General features: G+C 50.9%; 13 protein-coding genes and 1 pseudogene. 11 read left to right on the top strand and 3 right to left on the bottom strand.

Annotation, left to right across the window (positions count from 1 at the left end):
- Positions 1-79: 79 nt before the first annotated feature.
- On the top strand, positions 80-1,285 hold the full coding sequence (gene punC, locus GPJ68_RS11405; RefSeq protein ID WP_104652102.1) for a purine nucleoside transporter PunC: 1,206 nt from the start codon (positions 80-82) through the stop codon (positions 1,283-1,285).
- 290 nt (positions 1,286-1,575) lie between these two features.
- Complete coding sequence (gene cfa, locus GPJ68_RS11400; RefSeq protein WP_104652103.1) at positions 1,576-2,724, top strand: cyclopropane fatty acyl phospholipid synthase; 1,149 nt, start codon at positions 1,576-1,578, stop codon at positions 2,722-2,724.
- A gap of 41 nt (positions 2,725-2,765) precedes the next feature.
- Here cfa and GPJ68_RS11395 read toward each other — a convergent pair whose 3' ends face one another.
- Positions 2,766-3,413, bottom strand: coding sequence for a riboflavin synthase (locus tag GPJ68_RS11395; RefSeq protein ID WP_047417658.1), 648 nt, complete (start codon positions 3,411-3,413; stop codon positions 2,766-2,768).
- A gap of 217 nt (positions 3,414-3,630) precedes the next feature.
- On the opposite strand from GPJ68_RS11395, the gene mdtK reads away from it, so the two are divergent.
- The gene (mdtK, locus tag GPJ68_RS11390; protein ID WP_104652104.1) at positions 3,631-5,004 is read left to right on the top strand and encodes a multidrug efflux MATE transporter MdtK; all 1,374 of its coding nucleotides are present in this window, start codon (positions 3,631-3,633) and stop codon (positions 5,002-5,004) included.
- 38 nt (positions 5,005-5,042) lie between these two features.
- Here the strand turns inward: mdtK and GPJ68_RS11385 are convergent, their stop codons facing one another.
- The gene (locus GPJ68_RS11385) at positions 5,043-5,741 is read right to left on the bottom strand and encodes an RluA family pseudouridine synthase (protein ID WP_104652105.1); all 699 of its coding nucleotides are present in this window, start codon (positions 5,739-5,741) and stop codon (positions 5,043-5,045) included.
- Between the two features lie 133 nt (positions 5,742-5,874).
- Here GPJ68_RS11385 and GPJ68_RS11380 point away from each other — a divergent pair, with 133 nt between their 5' ends.
- From GPJ68_RS11380 to GPJ68_RS11350, 7 genes are all read left to right on the top strand, one after another.
- Positions 5,875-6,666 carry a PhzF family phenazine biosynthesis protein gene (locus tag GPJ68_RS11380; RefSeq protein WP_065554474.1) on the top strand — a complete coding sequence of 264 codons (792 nt, stop codon included), beginning with the start codon at positions 5,875-5,877 and terminating at the stop codon, positions 6,664-6,666.
- Between the two features lie 36 nt (positions 6,667-6,702).
- Positions 6,703-7,011: a monooxygenase gene (locus tag GPJ68_RS11375; protein ID WP_016156420.1), complete on the top strand. Its 309-nt coding sequence runs from the start codon at positions 6,703-6,705 to the stop codon at positions 7,009-7,011.
- Positions 7,012-7,256: 245 nt separating this feature from the next.
- Positions 7,257-7,652, top strand: coding sequence for a RidA family protein (locus tag GPJ68_RS11370; RefSeq protein WP_016156419.1), 396 nt, complete (start codon positions 7,257-7,259; stop codon positions 7,650-7,652).
- 27 nt (positions 7,653-7,679) lie between these two features.
- On the top strand, positions 7,680-8,648 hold the full coding sequence (locus tag GPJ68_RS11365) for a threo-3-hydroxy-L-aspartate ammonia-lyase (protein ID WP_016156418.1): 969 nt from the start codon (positions 7,680-7,682) through the stop codon (positions 8,646-8,648).
- Between the two features lie 124 nt (positions 8,649-8,772).
- The gene (locus GPJ68_RS11360) at positions 8,773-9,414 is read left to right on the top strand and encodes a transcriptional regulator (protein WP_016152975.1); all 642 of its coding nucleotides are present in this window, start codon (positions 8,773-8,775) and stop codon (positions 9,412-9,414) included.
- A 291-nt stretch (positions 9,415-9,705) separates the two neighbouring features.
- A protein-coding gene (locus tag GPJ68_RS11355) for an IS1-like element IS1B family transposase (protein WP_235611130.1) occupies positions 9,706-10,403 on the top strand; the annotation gives its coding sequence in 2 pieces (ribosomal slippage) (positions 9,706-9,955 and positions 9,955-10,403; 699 coding nt in all).
- 9 nt (positions 10,404-10,412) lie between these two features.
- Complete coding sequence (locus GPJ68_RS11350) at positions 10,413-12,278, top strand: bifunctional diguanylate cyclase/phosphodiesterase (protein WP_180837421.1); 1,866 nt, start codon at positions 10,413-10,415, stop codon at positions 12,276-12,278.
- Between the two features lie 154 nt (positions 12,279-12,432).
- On the opposite strand, the pseudogene GPJ68_RS11345 reads toward GPJ68_RS11350, so the two are convergent.
- Positions 12,433-13,393 (bottom strand): annotated as a pseudogene (locus tag GPJ68_RS11345) (YbgA family protein).
- Between the two features lie 203 nt (positions 13,394-13,596).
- Between GPJ68_RS11345 and GPJ68_RS11340 the strand changes: the two are divergent.
- Positions 13,597-14,706: an AI-2E family transporter gene (locus GPJ68_RS11340; protein WP_016156415.1), complete on the top strand. Its 1,110-nt coding sequence runs from the start codon at positions 13,597-13,599 to the stop codon at positions 14,704-14,706.
- The last annotated feature ends 28 nt before the right edge of the window (positions 14,707-14,734 follow it).

Genomic DNA, 14,734 nt, shown 5'->3' with positions numbered 1-14,734 from the left:
AATATTAGCGTTTCACAGCAAGAATTACACTCACTACACTCAGCGGCATTGTTCTACTGCTAAAAAAAGAGAAATGATGATGCAACCTGGGAAAGGATTTTTAGTCTGGCTGGCGGGTCTTAGCGTACTCGGCTTTCTGGCAACGGATATGTATCTGCCCGCCTTTGCCGCAATTCAGTCCGATCTGCAGACGCCTGCATCTGCCGTCAGCGCCAGCCTTAGCTTATTCTTAGCGGGTTTTGCCGTCGCGCAACTTCTGTGGGGGCCGCTCTCTGACCATTATGGCCGCAAGCCAGTTTTGCTGCTGGGTTTATCCATCTTCGCGCTGGGCAGTCTGGGCATGCTGTGGGTTGAAAATGCCACCGGTCTGCTGGTACTGCGCTTTGTTCAGGCCGTTGGCGTTTGTGCGGCATCGGTTATCTGGCAGGCGCTGGTCACCGATTATTATCCTTCACAAAAAGTAAACCGCATCTTTGCCACCATTATGCCATTGGTCGGGTTATCCCCGGCATTAGCGCCGTTATTAGGCAGTTGGATCCTGGTACATTTTTCCTGGCAGGCCATTTTCGCCACCCTGTTTGCCATTACTCTAATCCTGATGCTTCCGGCTCTGCGCTTAAAACCAACAGCTAAAGCACGCGACGACAGCCAGGATAAACTGACTTTCGCTACCCTGTTGCGCTCAAAAGTTTACCGCGGAAACGTGCTGATTTATGCCGCCTGCTCCGCGAGCTTCTTCGCGTGGCTGACGGGTTCCCCGTTCATCCTCAGCGAAATGGGCTACAGTCCGGCGGTGATTGGCCTGAGTTATGTTCCGCAAACCATCGCTTTCTTAATTGGTGGTTACGGCTGCCGCGCTGCGCTGCAAAAATGGCAGGGCCGTCAGTTGCTGCCCTGGTTACTCATTCTGTATGCCTTTAGCGTAGTGGCCACCTGGGCAACCGGCTTTATTCACCATGTTGCGCTGGCTGAAATCCTCATCCCATTCTGCGTTATGGCGATTGCCAATGGAGCAATCTACCCAATTGTTGTGGCTCAGGCGTTACGTCCTTTCCCACAAGCTACGGGACGCGCAGCGGCATTGCAGAACACACTGCAACTGGGTTTATGCTTCCTGGCAAGCCTTGTGGTTTCCTGGTTGATCGCCACCCCGCTGCTCACCACCACCAGCGTGATGCTGACAACGGTGCTGCTGGCGGCCGCGGGTTACAAAATGCAGTCGCAGAAGGCTAAAGCCCCGCACACAGATGATCGGGCGCAAATTGCCCACGGTGAGTCTCACTAGTAATCACCTTTGATGATTGATTAGCCTGCTAATATTTATTGGTTGAATCGTCAAAAATTCAGGCCTATACTGATTTCCGGTTGTTAAAAAAACGATAATTGTTATGTGTTAACGGGGACAAGAACGTTCCCGTTTTCCCATGGATGGTCTTTTCGGCAAGGGTTCCTCCCTTCCTCTGTTCTACGTCGGATTATAGATTCGCGGATTAATTCCGTGAGAGTTCTCACAAAGCCCAAAAAAGCGTCTACGCTATTTTAAGGTTCTGATCACCGACCAGTGATGGAGAAGCTATGAGTTCATCGTGTATAGAAGACGTCAGCGTACCGGATGATGACTGGTACCGCATCACCAATGAATTATTGAGCCGTGCAGGTATTACCATTAATGGTCCGGCACCGGCAGATATTCGCGTAACGAACCCCGATTTTTTCAAACGCGTATTGCAGGAAGGATCGTTAGGGTTGGGCGAAAGTTATATGGATGGCTGGTGGGAATGCGACCGGCTGGACATGTTTTTTTGTAAAGTCCTGCGCGCCGGTCTTGAAAACCAACTCCCCCGCCACTTTAAAGACACGCTACGTATCGCCACGGCTCGCCTGTTCAATTTACAGACCAAAAAACGTGCGTGGGTCGTCGGCAAAGAACACTACGATTTGGGCAACGATCTCTTTATCCGCATGCTGGACCCTTATATGCAGTATTCCTGCGCCTACTGGAAAGATGCCGATACCCTGGAATCTGCCCAACAGGCGAAGCTAAAAATGATTGCCGAAAAACTGCAGTTGAAGCCAGGCATGCGGGTGCTCGATATCGGCTGCGGCTGGGGCGGCTTATCCCAGTTTATGGCATCACAATATGGCGTTAGCGTGGTGGGCGTGACCGTTTCGGCAGAACAGCAGAAAATGGCGCAGGCGCGTTGTGCGGGGCTGGATGTCACAATTTTGCTGCAGGATTATCGCGACCTGAACGACAAATTTGATCGCATTGTCTCCGTCGGCATGTTTGAGCATGTGGGGCCGAAGAACTACGCGACTTATTTTGAAGTGGTTGATCGTAATTTAAAACCCGACGGTCTCTTTTTGCTGCATAGCATCGGCTCCAAGAAGACTGACAATAACGTTGATCCGTGGATCAATAAATATATCTTCCCGAACGGCTGTTTACCGTCAGTTCGCCAGATTGCCAACGCCAGCGAGCCGCATTTTGTGATGGAAGACTGGCATAATTTTGGCGCGGATTACGATACAACGTTGATGGCATGGCACGAGCGTTTCATGAGATCCTGGCCTGAAATCGCCGATAACTATACCGAACGCTTTAAACGGATGTTCAGCTATTACCTGAACGCCTGCGCCGGTGCGTTTCGTGCTCGCGACATTCAGCTGTGGCAGGTGGTTTTTTCCCGCGGCGTTGAACACGGCCTGCGCGTTCCCCGCTAATCGTTATCACCCCCGTGCCAACGGGGGTTTTACACTCTGGCTTAGGCTCCCGCCTCACCCGTTACGTTACTGATGGCGTTTTCACGCGCCGCCAGTACGCGCTCAACGGTATCAACCACCGCCTGGGTTTGAGGATCGATTTCGATATTGACCCGCGCGCCTAACTTTTTCTTACCCAGCGTCGTACGTTCCAGCGTTTCCGGGATCAAATGCACACAGAAACGCGTCGGTGTCACCTCGCCGACCGTCAGACTGATGCCATCAATTCCGATAAATCCTTTGTACAAGATGTATTTCATCAGCGACGGGTCCTGAACTTTAAACCACACCTGGCGGTTGTTCTCCGAGGTCAGAATTTTCGACACTTCGGCGGTCGTCATAATATGGCCCGACATTAAATGTCCGCCAATTTCATCACTGAATTTTGCCGCACGCTCAACGTTGACCAAATCCCCAACCTTCAGGTCACCCAGATTGGTGATACGCAGCGTTTCTTTCATCAGATCAAAGCTTATCTGGTTACCGTTGATTTCGGTTACCGTCAGGCAGCACCCATTGTGGGCAACCGATGCGCCGGTCTCCAGCGCATCCAACATATATTCAGGTAACTCCACAACATGCGTACGAAAATTTGGTTTTTCATCAATGGACACCAATTTCGCGGTGCCCTGCACAATACCCGTAAACATACTTCTAACTCCTGAACTGAATTAAGACATCTCTGCACAGCACAATAGCAGGTGGAAATTCAGGTTGCCAGCGATGCGCAGCTACTGCCTGTTTTTTCACTGGAGAATTACGTATTCCTCGCTACAATAGACTGAAATTTCCCCTGCTTTTTCTCCTTGCTGCCATATAAGGCGGCTTTTTTAGTCTCTCAAATAACAACAATATAGTGGTGTACACGTGCAAAAGTATGTAAGTGAAGCGCGTCAGTTATTAGCTCTGGCAATTCCGGTGATTCTTGCGCAAATCGCTCAAACCGCAATGGGATTCGTTGATACCGTCATGGCGGGCGGATACAGCGCCACGGACATGGCGGCCGTCGCCATTGGCACATCTATCTGGTTGCCGGCCATTCTGTTTGGTCACGGACTGCTGCTGGCCTTGACGCCAGTGATTGCGCAACTCAATGGTTCCGGGCGCCGCGATCGCATTGCCCATCAAATACGCCAGGGTTTCTGGCTGGCGGGCAGCGTCTCCATTCTGATTATGATCGTGCTCTGGAACGCGGGATACATTATTCGCTCCATGCATAACATCGACCCGGCGCTGGCAGATAAAGCCGTCGGCTACCTGCGCGCGTTGCTGTGGGGCGCGCCGGGGTATTTGTTCTTCCAGGTAGCCCGTAACCAGTGTGAAGGTCTGGCCAAAACCAAACCGGCGATGGTGATGGGATTTCTCGGCCTGCTGGTGAACATTCCTGTTAACTATGTTTTCATTTATGGGCATTTTGGCATGCCGGAGCTAGGCGGCGTGGGCTGCGGCGTGGCAACAGCGGCGGTTTACTGGGTGATGTTTATCGCCATGCTGTCATACGTTAAACGCGCACGCTCGATGCGTGATATCCGTAATGAGCGTGGTTTCCAGAAACCGGACACCGCCGTAATGAAGCGCCTGGTACAGCTGGGTTTACCTATCGCGCTGGCGTTATTTTTCGAAGTGACGCTGTTTGCTGTGGTGGCGCTGCTGGTTTCCCCGCTGGGGATTGTCGACGTGGCCGGACACCAGATCGCGCTCAACTTCAGCTCGTTAATGTTCGTCCTGCCGATGTCTCTGGCTGCAGCCGTCACCATTCGAGTCGGTTATCGTCTGGGCCAGGGTTCCACGCTGGATGCGCAAACCGCAGCCAGAACAGGTCTGGGCGTCGGCGTCTGCATGGCGGTTGTGACGGCGATTTTCACCGTGACATTCCGTGAGCACATTGCCCTGATCTACAACAATAACCCGGAAGTTGTCGCTCTGGCAGCGCAGCTCATGTTACTGGCCGCGGTGTATCAAATATCGGACTCTATCCAGGTTATTGGCAGCGGTATCCTACGTGGTTATAAAGATACGCGTTCCATTTTCTTTATTACCTTTACGGCATACTGGGTACTGGGTCTGCCGAGCGGTTATATTCTGGCGCTGACCGATCTGGTGGTTGACCGGATGGGACCGGCAGGATTCTGGATGGGCTTTATTATCGGCCTGACCTCTGCGGCAGTGTTGATGATGCTGCGGATGCGTTTTCTGCAGCGCCAGCCGTCAGCGGTTATTTTACAACGCGCCGCACGATAATCCCCAAATAGCCGCCATCTGGCGGCTTTTTTATATCCTCAAAACGGGCTGGCGTTTTGGGCCGTTATCCATTCCTGACTGACCGGATGCCTGAAATGCAGTTCACTGGCATGCAGCATCAGTCTTGACGTCCGTTCGGTGCCTGGCAGCAGACGCCCACCATATAAATCGCACCCCAAAATGGGATGCCCCAACTGCTGACAGTGGATCCGCAACTGGTGGGTACGCCCGGTTTCAGGCGTCAGCCGTACCCGCGTCAAAGCGAGTAACGTCCCATCTTGCTGGCGATGATGAAAACGCTCAATAACCTGATAGCGCGAGCGCGCGGGTTTACCGTTAATGGCGCAAATCGACATCAGTGGAAACAGCGCCGGGTCCTTGGCAATCGCTGCGTCTATAACGCCTTCATCGTTTTTCAGATGCCCGCACAACAACGCACTATACACCTTGCTTACCGCGCGCTGACTGAACTGCTGGCAAAGCGCGGCGTTGATAGCCTTGTTACGGGCAATCACCATCAGCCCTGACGTCCCAAAATCAAGCCGATGTACCAGCGTACAGCCGGGGTAAATCTGTACCAGCCGGTGATGTACCGAATCGAGATTCTGCGGGTTTTTCCCCGACAAGCTAAGCAGTCCGGTAGGTTTATTGATAAGCACCAGATGCTCGTCCTGATAGAGGATCGCTATCTCCTCATGACAAGGCGGGGCAATAAAGGTATCGAGGATCGTAGACATGAGCGGCCAGGATGAAGTGTGGAAACGGATGATAGCGAATTTTTACCACGCAGGCGAATCAGGGCGATTAACCAATGACAATCATTGCATGATAGAGTGTGGGATATCCTGAGTGCGATGAGAGGGTTACACCGTGCAACAAATCGATTTCTACATGGTAGATGCCTTTACCACTACGACGTTTGGCGGTAATGCCGCAGCAGTATGCCCGCTCGATGACTGGTTGCCCGATGAAATATTATTAAAAATGTCGCAGCAGCATAACCAGTCGGAAACCGCTTTTTTTGTCGCCAATGAGAATGGCTTCGAGCTGCGTTGGTTTACCACGCAAGGCGAAATTAATCTGTGTGGGCACGCCACGCTTGCCGCCGCACATGTCATCTTTGAACATCTGGATTTCCCGGAAGCGACCATCCATTTTGCCACCCGTTTTGTGGGTCCACTGACGGTCACGCGCAGCGGTGATTGGCTGACTCTTGATTTTCCTGCCTGGCAAAGCGAACCTGCCGAACCGCCCGCCTTACTGCTGGAAACATTGGGCATCACCGAATATAAAGAAGTGCGCGTCGCGCGCGATTACATGGTCGTGATGGAGAATCAACAGCAGGTTGAGGCTGTGCGCCCGAATATCCACGCCATGATTCCCCTCGGGAAAATGGTATGTATCACCGCGCCGGGTGACGGGGAATACGATTTCGTCAGCCGTTTCTTCTGCCCGGGTGAAGCGGTCGCGGAAGACCCGGTCACCGGTTCGACGCATAGCATGCTGATTCCTTATTGGGCTGCAAAACTGAATAAAACGCAGATGCTGGCGCGCCAGGTCTCTGAACGCGGCGGCGATTTACGCTGCCAGCTGACAGGAACACGTGTTTATATCGGTGGACAAGCTGTAACTTATCTGACAGGTAAAGTGCTGTTACGCTAGCAGCCTTACCCGAATTAACCAATCCATGGAGGATTTATGGCGAACAAACTCGTGCAGATACACTTTGATTTTCCTGGTCCGTTTGGCACTGAGATGTCACATCAGCTTGTTGAACTGGCCGAATCCATCAACCAGGAGCCGGGTTTCATCTGGAAAATCTGGACCGAGAACGCAGCAAACCACGAAGCGGGTGGCATCTACCTGTTTCAGGATGAAGACAGCGCTCTGGCCTATATCAAAAAACACACGGCCCGCCTGAAGCACCTGGGTGTGGATGACGTGACGTGCAAAATCTTCGATATCAATGAACCGTTAAGTAAGATTAACCACGGCCATATCGGCTAATTTTTGGCTTTAACGCCCCGCCCCGGGGCGCTTCTTCACTCCCCAGCTTTACCCTCATCAAAAGCGTTCCCCCTCTTTCACCGCGCCAGGATAGCTATATAACGTGGGTCACGTTTGCCTTAGTTCACAAAATCATCATCTGTGAAAACTATCACTAGCCGAACGCGGTATGAAAGCGTATAAAATAATACAAACAGTATTATTTTATACAAAATGGATTATCAATAACTACAGGAGATTCACTTATGTCCGTGGACATTACATTGAACTCATCTGCAGGAGGTTTTCCGCCTGCAGGTCATTACTCACACAGTACAACGGCTGGCGGATTCGTCTTCATTTCTGGTCAGTTGCCGGTCACAAGTGATGGCGAAAAAAAAACGGATGCCTCTTTTGAAGAGCAGACGCGGCTGGTACTGCAGAATATTGATGCCTGCCTGGCTGGCGCTGGGGTTTCTCGACAGCACCTGGTGTCAGTACGCGTCTATGTGACAGATATCAACCAATGGCCAACGTTTAACAAAATCTATGGGGAGTGGATCGGTGATTTCCGGCCCTCCCGCGCGGTAGCGGGCGTTGCAGAGCTTCATTATGGTTTCGCACTGGAAGTTGAAGCTATTGCCCTGGCCCCACAAGCATGACGTTTAACGACATACAGGTGAACAACAATGACTGAAATGACACTGCCTGATTATAACGATGTTGCCGCCGCGGCAGAGCGCATCGCCGACTATGCCAACAAAACGCCGGTGATGACCTCCCGAACGGTTAATGACGAATTTGGTGCTGAAGTTTTCTTCAAGTGCGAAAACTTCCAGAGAATGGGCGCGTTTAAATTTCGCGGAGCCATGAATGCGTTACGCCAGTTCACGCCAGAACAACGCGCTGCGGGCGTCGTCACCTTTTCGTCCGGCAACCATGCGCAGGCCATTGCCCTGTCGGCAAAATTGTTGGGGATCCCGGCGACGATTATCATGCCGCATGATGCCCCGGCGGCTAAAGTTGCAGCCACAAAAGGCTATGGTGGAAATGTGGTGATTTACGATCGCTATACCGAAGATCGTGAAAAAATCGGACGGGAGCTGGCAGAGAAACAAGGATTGACGCTGATCCCGCCATACGACCATCCGCACGTGATTGCGGGCCAGGGTACCGCCACAAAAGAGCTGATTGAAGAAGTGGGTCAGCTAGACGTTCTTTTCGTGTGTCTGGGCGGTGGCGGCCTGCTTTCGGGCTCCTCACTGGCAGCCAGACATCTGTCACCTGACTGCATCATCTATGGTGTCGAGCCGGAGGCAGGAAACGATGGTCAACAATCGTTTCGCAGCGGAAAGATTGTTCATATCGATACGCCGAAAACCATTGCTGACGGTGCTCAGACCCAACATCTCGGGAATATTACGTTTCCGATTATCCAGCGAAATGTGCACGATATTCTGACTGTCTCAGACGATGAATTAGTCGCCTCGATGAAATTTATCGCTGAGCGAATGAAAATTGTCGTGGAGCCGACTGGCTGTCTGGGTTTTGCCGCCGCCAGAGCGCGCAAAGCTGAGCTTCGCGGCAAGAAAATCGGCATTATCATCAGCGGTGGGAACGTGGATATCAGCCGCTACAGTGAATTCCTTGCCGGGTAATCAAGAAGGTATCTGCCATGCGGATACCTTATTACCGTCTGAACACTCGCGTCTGGAAAAGCGAACCCTGCTCACTGTAAACTGCCCGCAATCATGGCAACAAGCATCACCGCAGGAGACTGGCATGCCAAAAACCGATAACAACTCACTTCTCAGCCAAATTGACACTATCGCCAGGGGCTTGAGCGAGACCTTCTCGCCGTTTTGCGAAGTGGTGGTTCATGATCTCAAAAATCCTGAACATGCCATTTTATCCATCCATAATAACCTGTCCGGGCGAGAACCCGGCCAACCGGCAACAGAACTGGGTCTGGCGCGAATCGCATCGCCTGAATTCCCCAGCATTATAGCCAACTACAGCAACCAGTTTGCCGATGGCCGCCCGGTGAAAAGTACCTCCATCGGCATCAAGGATGATGAAGGCAAATACGTAGCAGCACTCTGTCTGAACGTGGATATGACGCTGTTTCGTGGCATGCAGAGTGCCCTTGCGCGTTTTACTGAAACCGCTGACTCTCCCATTAAGGAACATATCGATCCCGGCAGTAACGAAGTCATCCGCCAGCGTATCGATGACTTTGCCGCTAAATGCGCAACGACGGCCCGCGCCCTGAAACCTGAAGACCGTAAACGACTGATTCAACAATTACGCAAAGACGGTTTGCTGAACGTACGAAAATCTATGGACACTGTGGCGCAGCATCTGGGCGTCTCCAGAGCGACCGCGTATCTGTATGCCCGCCAGTCGGCTCAGGCTGGCGAATAAACCAGGTTATGCGGCGCTCAGCAAGGTTTATCCGCCTGGCTCATGCAGCAAGCCAGCGCGGCATATTCCCCCAATCTCGGTGTATCCAGCCATTGATAAGTTCATTAAGTTGCTGACGATCCCGTAGGTGATTTTGCATATTTTGAATTCCTGATAATTGACTATTTTTGAACGTCTGCTACGCCTGTGTAATCTAATCCCGGGAATAGGCAAAAGTTCGATTTATTCAACAAGGTGGTGATGCTGCCAACTTACTGATTTAGTGTATGATGGTGTTTTTGAGGTGCTCCAGTGGCTTCTGTTTCTATCAGCTGTCCCTCCTGTTCAGCTACTGACGGGGTGGTGCGTAACGGCAAAAGCACTGCCGGACATCAGCGCTATCTCTGCTCTCACTGCCGTAAAACATGGCAACTGCAGTTCACTTACACCGCTTCTCAACCCGGTACGCACCAGAAAATCATTGATATGGCCATGAATGGCGTTGGATGCCGGGCAACCGCCCGCATTATGGGCGTTGGCCTCAACACGATTTTCCGCCATTTAAAAAACTCAGGCCGCAGTCGGTAACCTCGCGCATACAGCCGGGCAGTGACGTCATCGTCTGCGCGGAAATGGACGAACAGTGGGGATACGTCGGGGATAAATCGCGCCAGCGCTGGCTGTTTTACGCGTATGACAGGCTCCGGAAGACGGTTGTTGCGCACGTATTCGGTGAACGCACTATGGCGACGCTGGGGCGTCTTATGAGCCTGCTGTCACCCTTTGACGTGGTGATATGGATGACGGATGGCTGGCCGCTGTATGAATCCCGCCTGAAGGGAAAGCTGCACGTAATCAGCAAGCGATATACGCAGCGAATTGAGCGGCATAACCTGAATCTGAGGCAGCACCTGGCACGGCTGGGACGGAAGTCGCTGTCGTTCTCAAAATCGGTGGAGCTGCATGACAAAGTCATCGGGCATTATCTGAACATAAAACACTATCAATAAGTTGGAGTCATTACCCATGAACGGCAACAAGAGCTACAGAAACTGACTCACTACACCGATTCCTGGTCTGCCGCTCAGTTGGTATCTCAATATTACCGATTTGAATCGTTGCTTGGTCTTTACACTATCGATGATACGATGAATCTTGATGATGTACGCATGCGTCTCGACATTATGCTCAGCCAGAGTGATTTGATAAAAGAAGGTGATTTGGGGCGCTACATAGAAAGCAACATTGCCCACCGTGAGCTAGCGGTAACACTTGAAAATACCCTTAGTTATCTGGATGATAATCTCGAGAAAATGAACCGTCCAGCACTCCAGGCGTATCTGAAAAAAATGCATACCCTGGATGCACAACTTGGCCGTCTTTCATCCGGCGCATTAAACAAAGATGTTAACTCGATTAATAACGCCAACCAAAAAATTCAAACGCTGTACTATATTTACTCAACGACATCTGTACTGCTAATAATACTGAGTGCGATTCTGGGTGTGCTCATTTTTTATCAAAACAGAAATATTCTGCGGGGGCACCTTCAGGTCAAGAGTCTTGCCGAAGAACTGCAAAAATCGAAGGAAAAGCTACAAATTCAGAATGCCAAGCTGGAATATGACGTCTACCATGACTCGCTCACCGAGATGAATAACCGCCAGCTATTCTGGAGCGATTTAAATAAAACAATCGAAATGGCAGAGAAAAATAACGATGCTGTGACGGTGATGTTGTTTGATTTAGATCGATTCAAAGAGGTCAATGATACGTATGGTCATGATGCCGGTGATATGTTACTGCGCCAGATATCCGATCGTCTGATTTCGACAAGCCTAACGTCGGATACGTTGTATCGCTTAGGCGGGGATGAGTTTGCGTTTCTCTCAAGTGGTCTGACAGAAAGTCGGGCCGTTTCGCGAGCCCAGAAAATATGTGAGTTTATCAGCCAGCCCTACACTATTTACAACACAATTATCAACATAACCACCTGTGTTGGCATTGTTATCTCAGAAAATGAGCGCCGCTCCGACTATCTTTATAAATTTGCCGATCTGGCCCTTTATGAAGCCAAAAATGAAGGCTCTGGCAAGATAAAAGTCTTCCGGCAACGAATGTTAGAAAAATTGCAAGAAAGCAGAACGCTTGAGCATGATATGGCATTAGCAATAGTGAACAAAGAGTTCGTGGTGTATTACCAGCCTATTGTCGATTCTTTCAGTCAGAAAATATACAGCTATGAGGCGCTAATTCGTTGGGTCCATCCTCTCAAGGGCCTCCTGTCGCCGGATAGCTTTATTCCTGTTGCTGAAAAAACAGGGATGATTAATGAGATGGGGAAAGCGGTGCTGGAAATTGCCTGCAGGGAAGCCGCGGGTTGGGCGGTTCCGGCTAAAATTTCAGTCAATGTCTCCCCTGTCCAGCTAAGCAGCAAGGCCTTTGCAGGAATCGTGTTAACCATTCTGAAAGAAACTGGACTTCCACCTGACCGCCTCGAACTGGAAGTGACTGAATCCTCTCTCTTTACCGAGAGTGCTACACCGATAAATACGCTTAATAAGCTCCGGACCCTGGGGGTAAAAATCTCCATCGATGATTTTGGTACCGGATACTCTTCTCTTTCGCGCCTCAGCAGACTGGCCTTCGATAAAATCAAAATAGACAAGTCCTTTGTGCATTCGATATCTACGCAGGAAGACGCCCTGACTATCATCAAACTGATCACGGGTATGGCGAAATCTCTCAATATGAAGGCTGTTGCAGAAGGTGTTGAAACGCAGGAGCAACTGACAAGACTTCAGGCTCTGGGCTGCGATTTCGCGCAAGGATATCTGTTTGGCAAACCTCAGCCTTGTATCGATGAGGAAATCAGAAACGGTTAAATCGCGGTCGGCACATTTGCCCGTGGGTGCAGGGCCGCATTTTCTCATCGATGACACACCGTGAAAGTTATCCCTGCTTAAACGCATCAGAAAACGGCAGGGATAACCTTCGCGAACAACGGATATTTCTGCCCCAGATTTACTCGCTATCAGGCTAATTAATCATTAACCGTAGGGCTAAATCCTTCGGATAAGGATCAAAATAGTTCTGGGTAAGTAAATAGCTGTCTGGGTATTCAGCAAGGTAGTGCTTGAGCAGAGTCAGTGGCGCCAATATTGGCAGCAGGCCGCCGCTATAGTTGAGGATAACGTCACGCAACTCTCCGCGCTGGCGGGTGTTCAACCGATCGCGGAAGTAGCCCTGAATATGCATCAGTACGTTGGTATGATTTTTCCGTGAGGCGGGCTTTTTGAGGATCGCCATTAGCTTTTCGCGATATACCACGAAAAAAGCGTCCAAATCATCCCATTGATGGAGCGAGGCCACGAAAGGGCCAATATCCCGGTAACCCGCCTGGTGATGAGCCAAAAGCTGGAGCTTATAGCGGCTATGGAAGTTGAGTAAACCGTGGCGAGTAAGACCAGTGGCTCGCAGCATATTAAGCTCATGTAACGCGAACACCTCGCTCGACAAAGTTCTCCCTCAGCACCGGATCGTGCAAGCGGCCATCTTCTTCGACCGGCAACCACGGGTAGGTTTCCATTAAGGTGCCGGTAAACAGACCGGTTCCCTCTTTTCGCCCGCGATTTCCCTTTTCGTCATACAGCCTCACTCTCTCCATTCCGCAGCTCGGTGATTTAGCACAGACGATAAAACCCGACAGACCGCCAAGCCCATTGATATATGAAGCGGTGAAATCGGACATTTTATCGGTTACATCCTCACCAGGCGCATGGCTAAAACACATGCGGATATTCCCCTGGGCGGTTTGAACCAAACGCAACGCGGGGCGTGGTACAGGCAAACCGATAGACATCTCCGGGCAGACAGGTTTAAAAGTCACCCACTGAGCCAGCTCGTCCATCACAAATCCCATCCGTTTATGCCCGCCGTCAAATCGCACGGCTGAGCCGGTTAAACATCCACTAATCCCGATTACAGGTTGAGTGTTCATAACGCCCCCTCTTTTTTTGACGCCCTTTTTCGGGAAGAAAAGTATGACTGTTTCACTAATAAATCATAGCGTACGTTATTTATCTGTCGCAGGCTCCCTACGAAAAACAGGTTAACCAATTTAAGAAAATATGCGCAGCGAAAGTTGGTAATTCCCCTGAACGGTTCTATAGTCGGGACTGCTTCTCATTACAGGGTTCACTAATGCGATTTAACGGACTGACTAAAGGTTTCTTCATTTTCATACTTGCCCTCGTGACCTGGGCGTTCTTCGATGTGTTGTCTCCCTATTTCTCTGCCATTTTGTGGGCCGCAATCTTAACCACCATCTTTAACCCGGTGAAAAACAGACTGCGCAGCGCGCTTGGCGAACGTAACGGGCTGGCGTCACTGCTCACCATCGGCATCATCTGTCTGATTGTTTTTATCCCACTGATGGTGATCTTCTCCTCGTTGGCTATTGAGCTGAACGTGGTGTATGCCAAATTACAACAAAACGACACTCAGTTCCCGGAAGTGGTCACCGCCATTATTTCGTATCTTCCTGACTGGGCCAGAGGATTCCTCGCAGAACATAATCTGGATAACGTCGCGCAGATCCAGAAAAAACTGTCCGACGTTGTACTGCAGGGTGGACAGTACCTCGCCGGCAGCGCGTTCCTGATTGGTAAGGGGACATTCGGCTTTGCTATTAGCTTTGGCATCATGTTGTATCTGCTGTTTTTCTTACTGAAGGACGGGCCGTACCTGGTGCGCCAGATTCTGGACTCATTACCGCTTTCTGATTTTGCCAAACAGCACCTGTTTGCCAAATTCGTCGGCGTGACGCGGGCAACAGTCAAGGGCACAGCGGTCGTGGCGTTGGTTCAGGGTATTCTTGGCGGCATCGCGTTTGCAATTGTCGACATCGACGGCAGCGTCCTGTGGGGCGCGCTGATGGCGTTTCTCTCCCTCGTGCCCGCGGTCGGCTCAGCGATCGTCTGGGTACCTGCGGCAATATTCCTCTTCGCCACGCACCAGCTGTGGCAAGGGCTGTTTATTGTTGGCTTCTTCGTGATTATCGTCGGGCTGGTGGACAATATCCTGCGCCCGCTGCTGGTGGGTAAAGACACCAAAATGCCGGATTATCTGATTCTGATTTCCACTCTCGGCGGAATGGAGATCTACGGCATTAACGGCTTTGTGATTGGCCCCCTGATTGCCGCACTGTTCATTACCTGCTGGAACCTGTTTTCCGGGCGCGATCATGAAGGTAACGTGGAAGGAATCGACGAAGCCTTTATGGAAGAAGGAAAAAATCCTCCAGATTTATGATGGCAGGACGATAACAGAGGGCGGTCCT

The organism is Citrobacter sp. 172116965 (assembly GCF_013458095.1).
GTDB classification, from domain to species: Bacteria; Pseudomonadota; Gammaproteobacteria; order Enterobacterales; family Enterobacteriaceae; genus Citrobacter; species Citrobacter braakii.
This window is presented reverse-complemented; position numbering and strand designations above follow the sequence as displayed.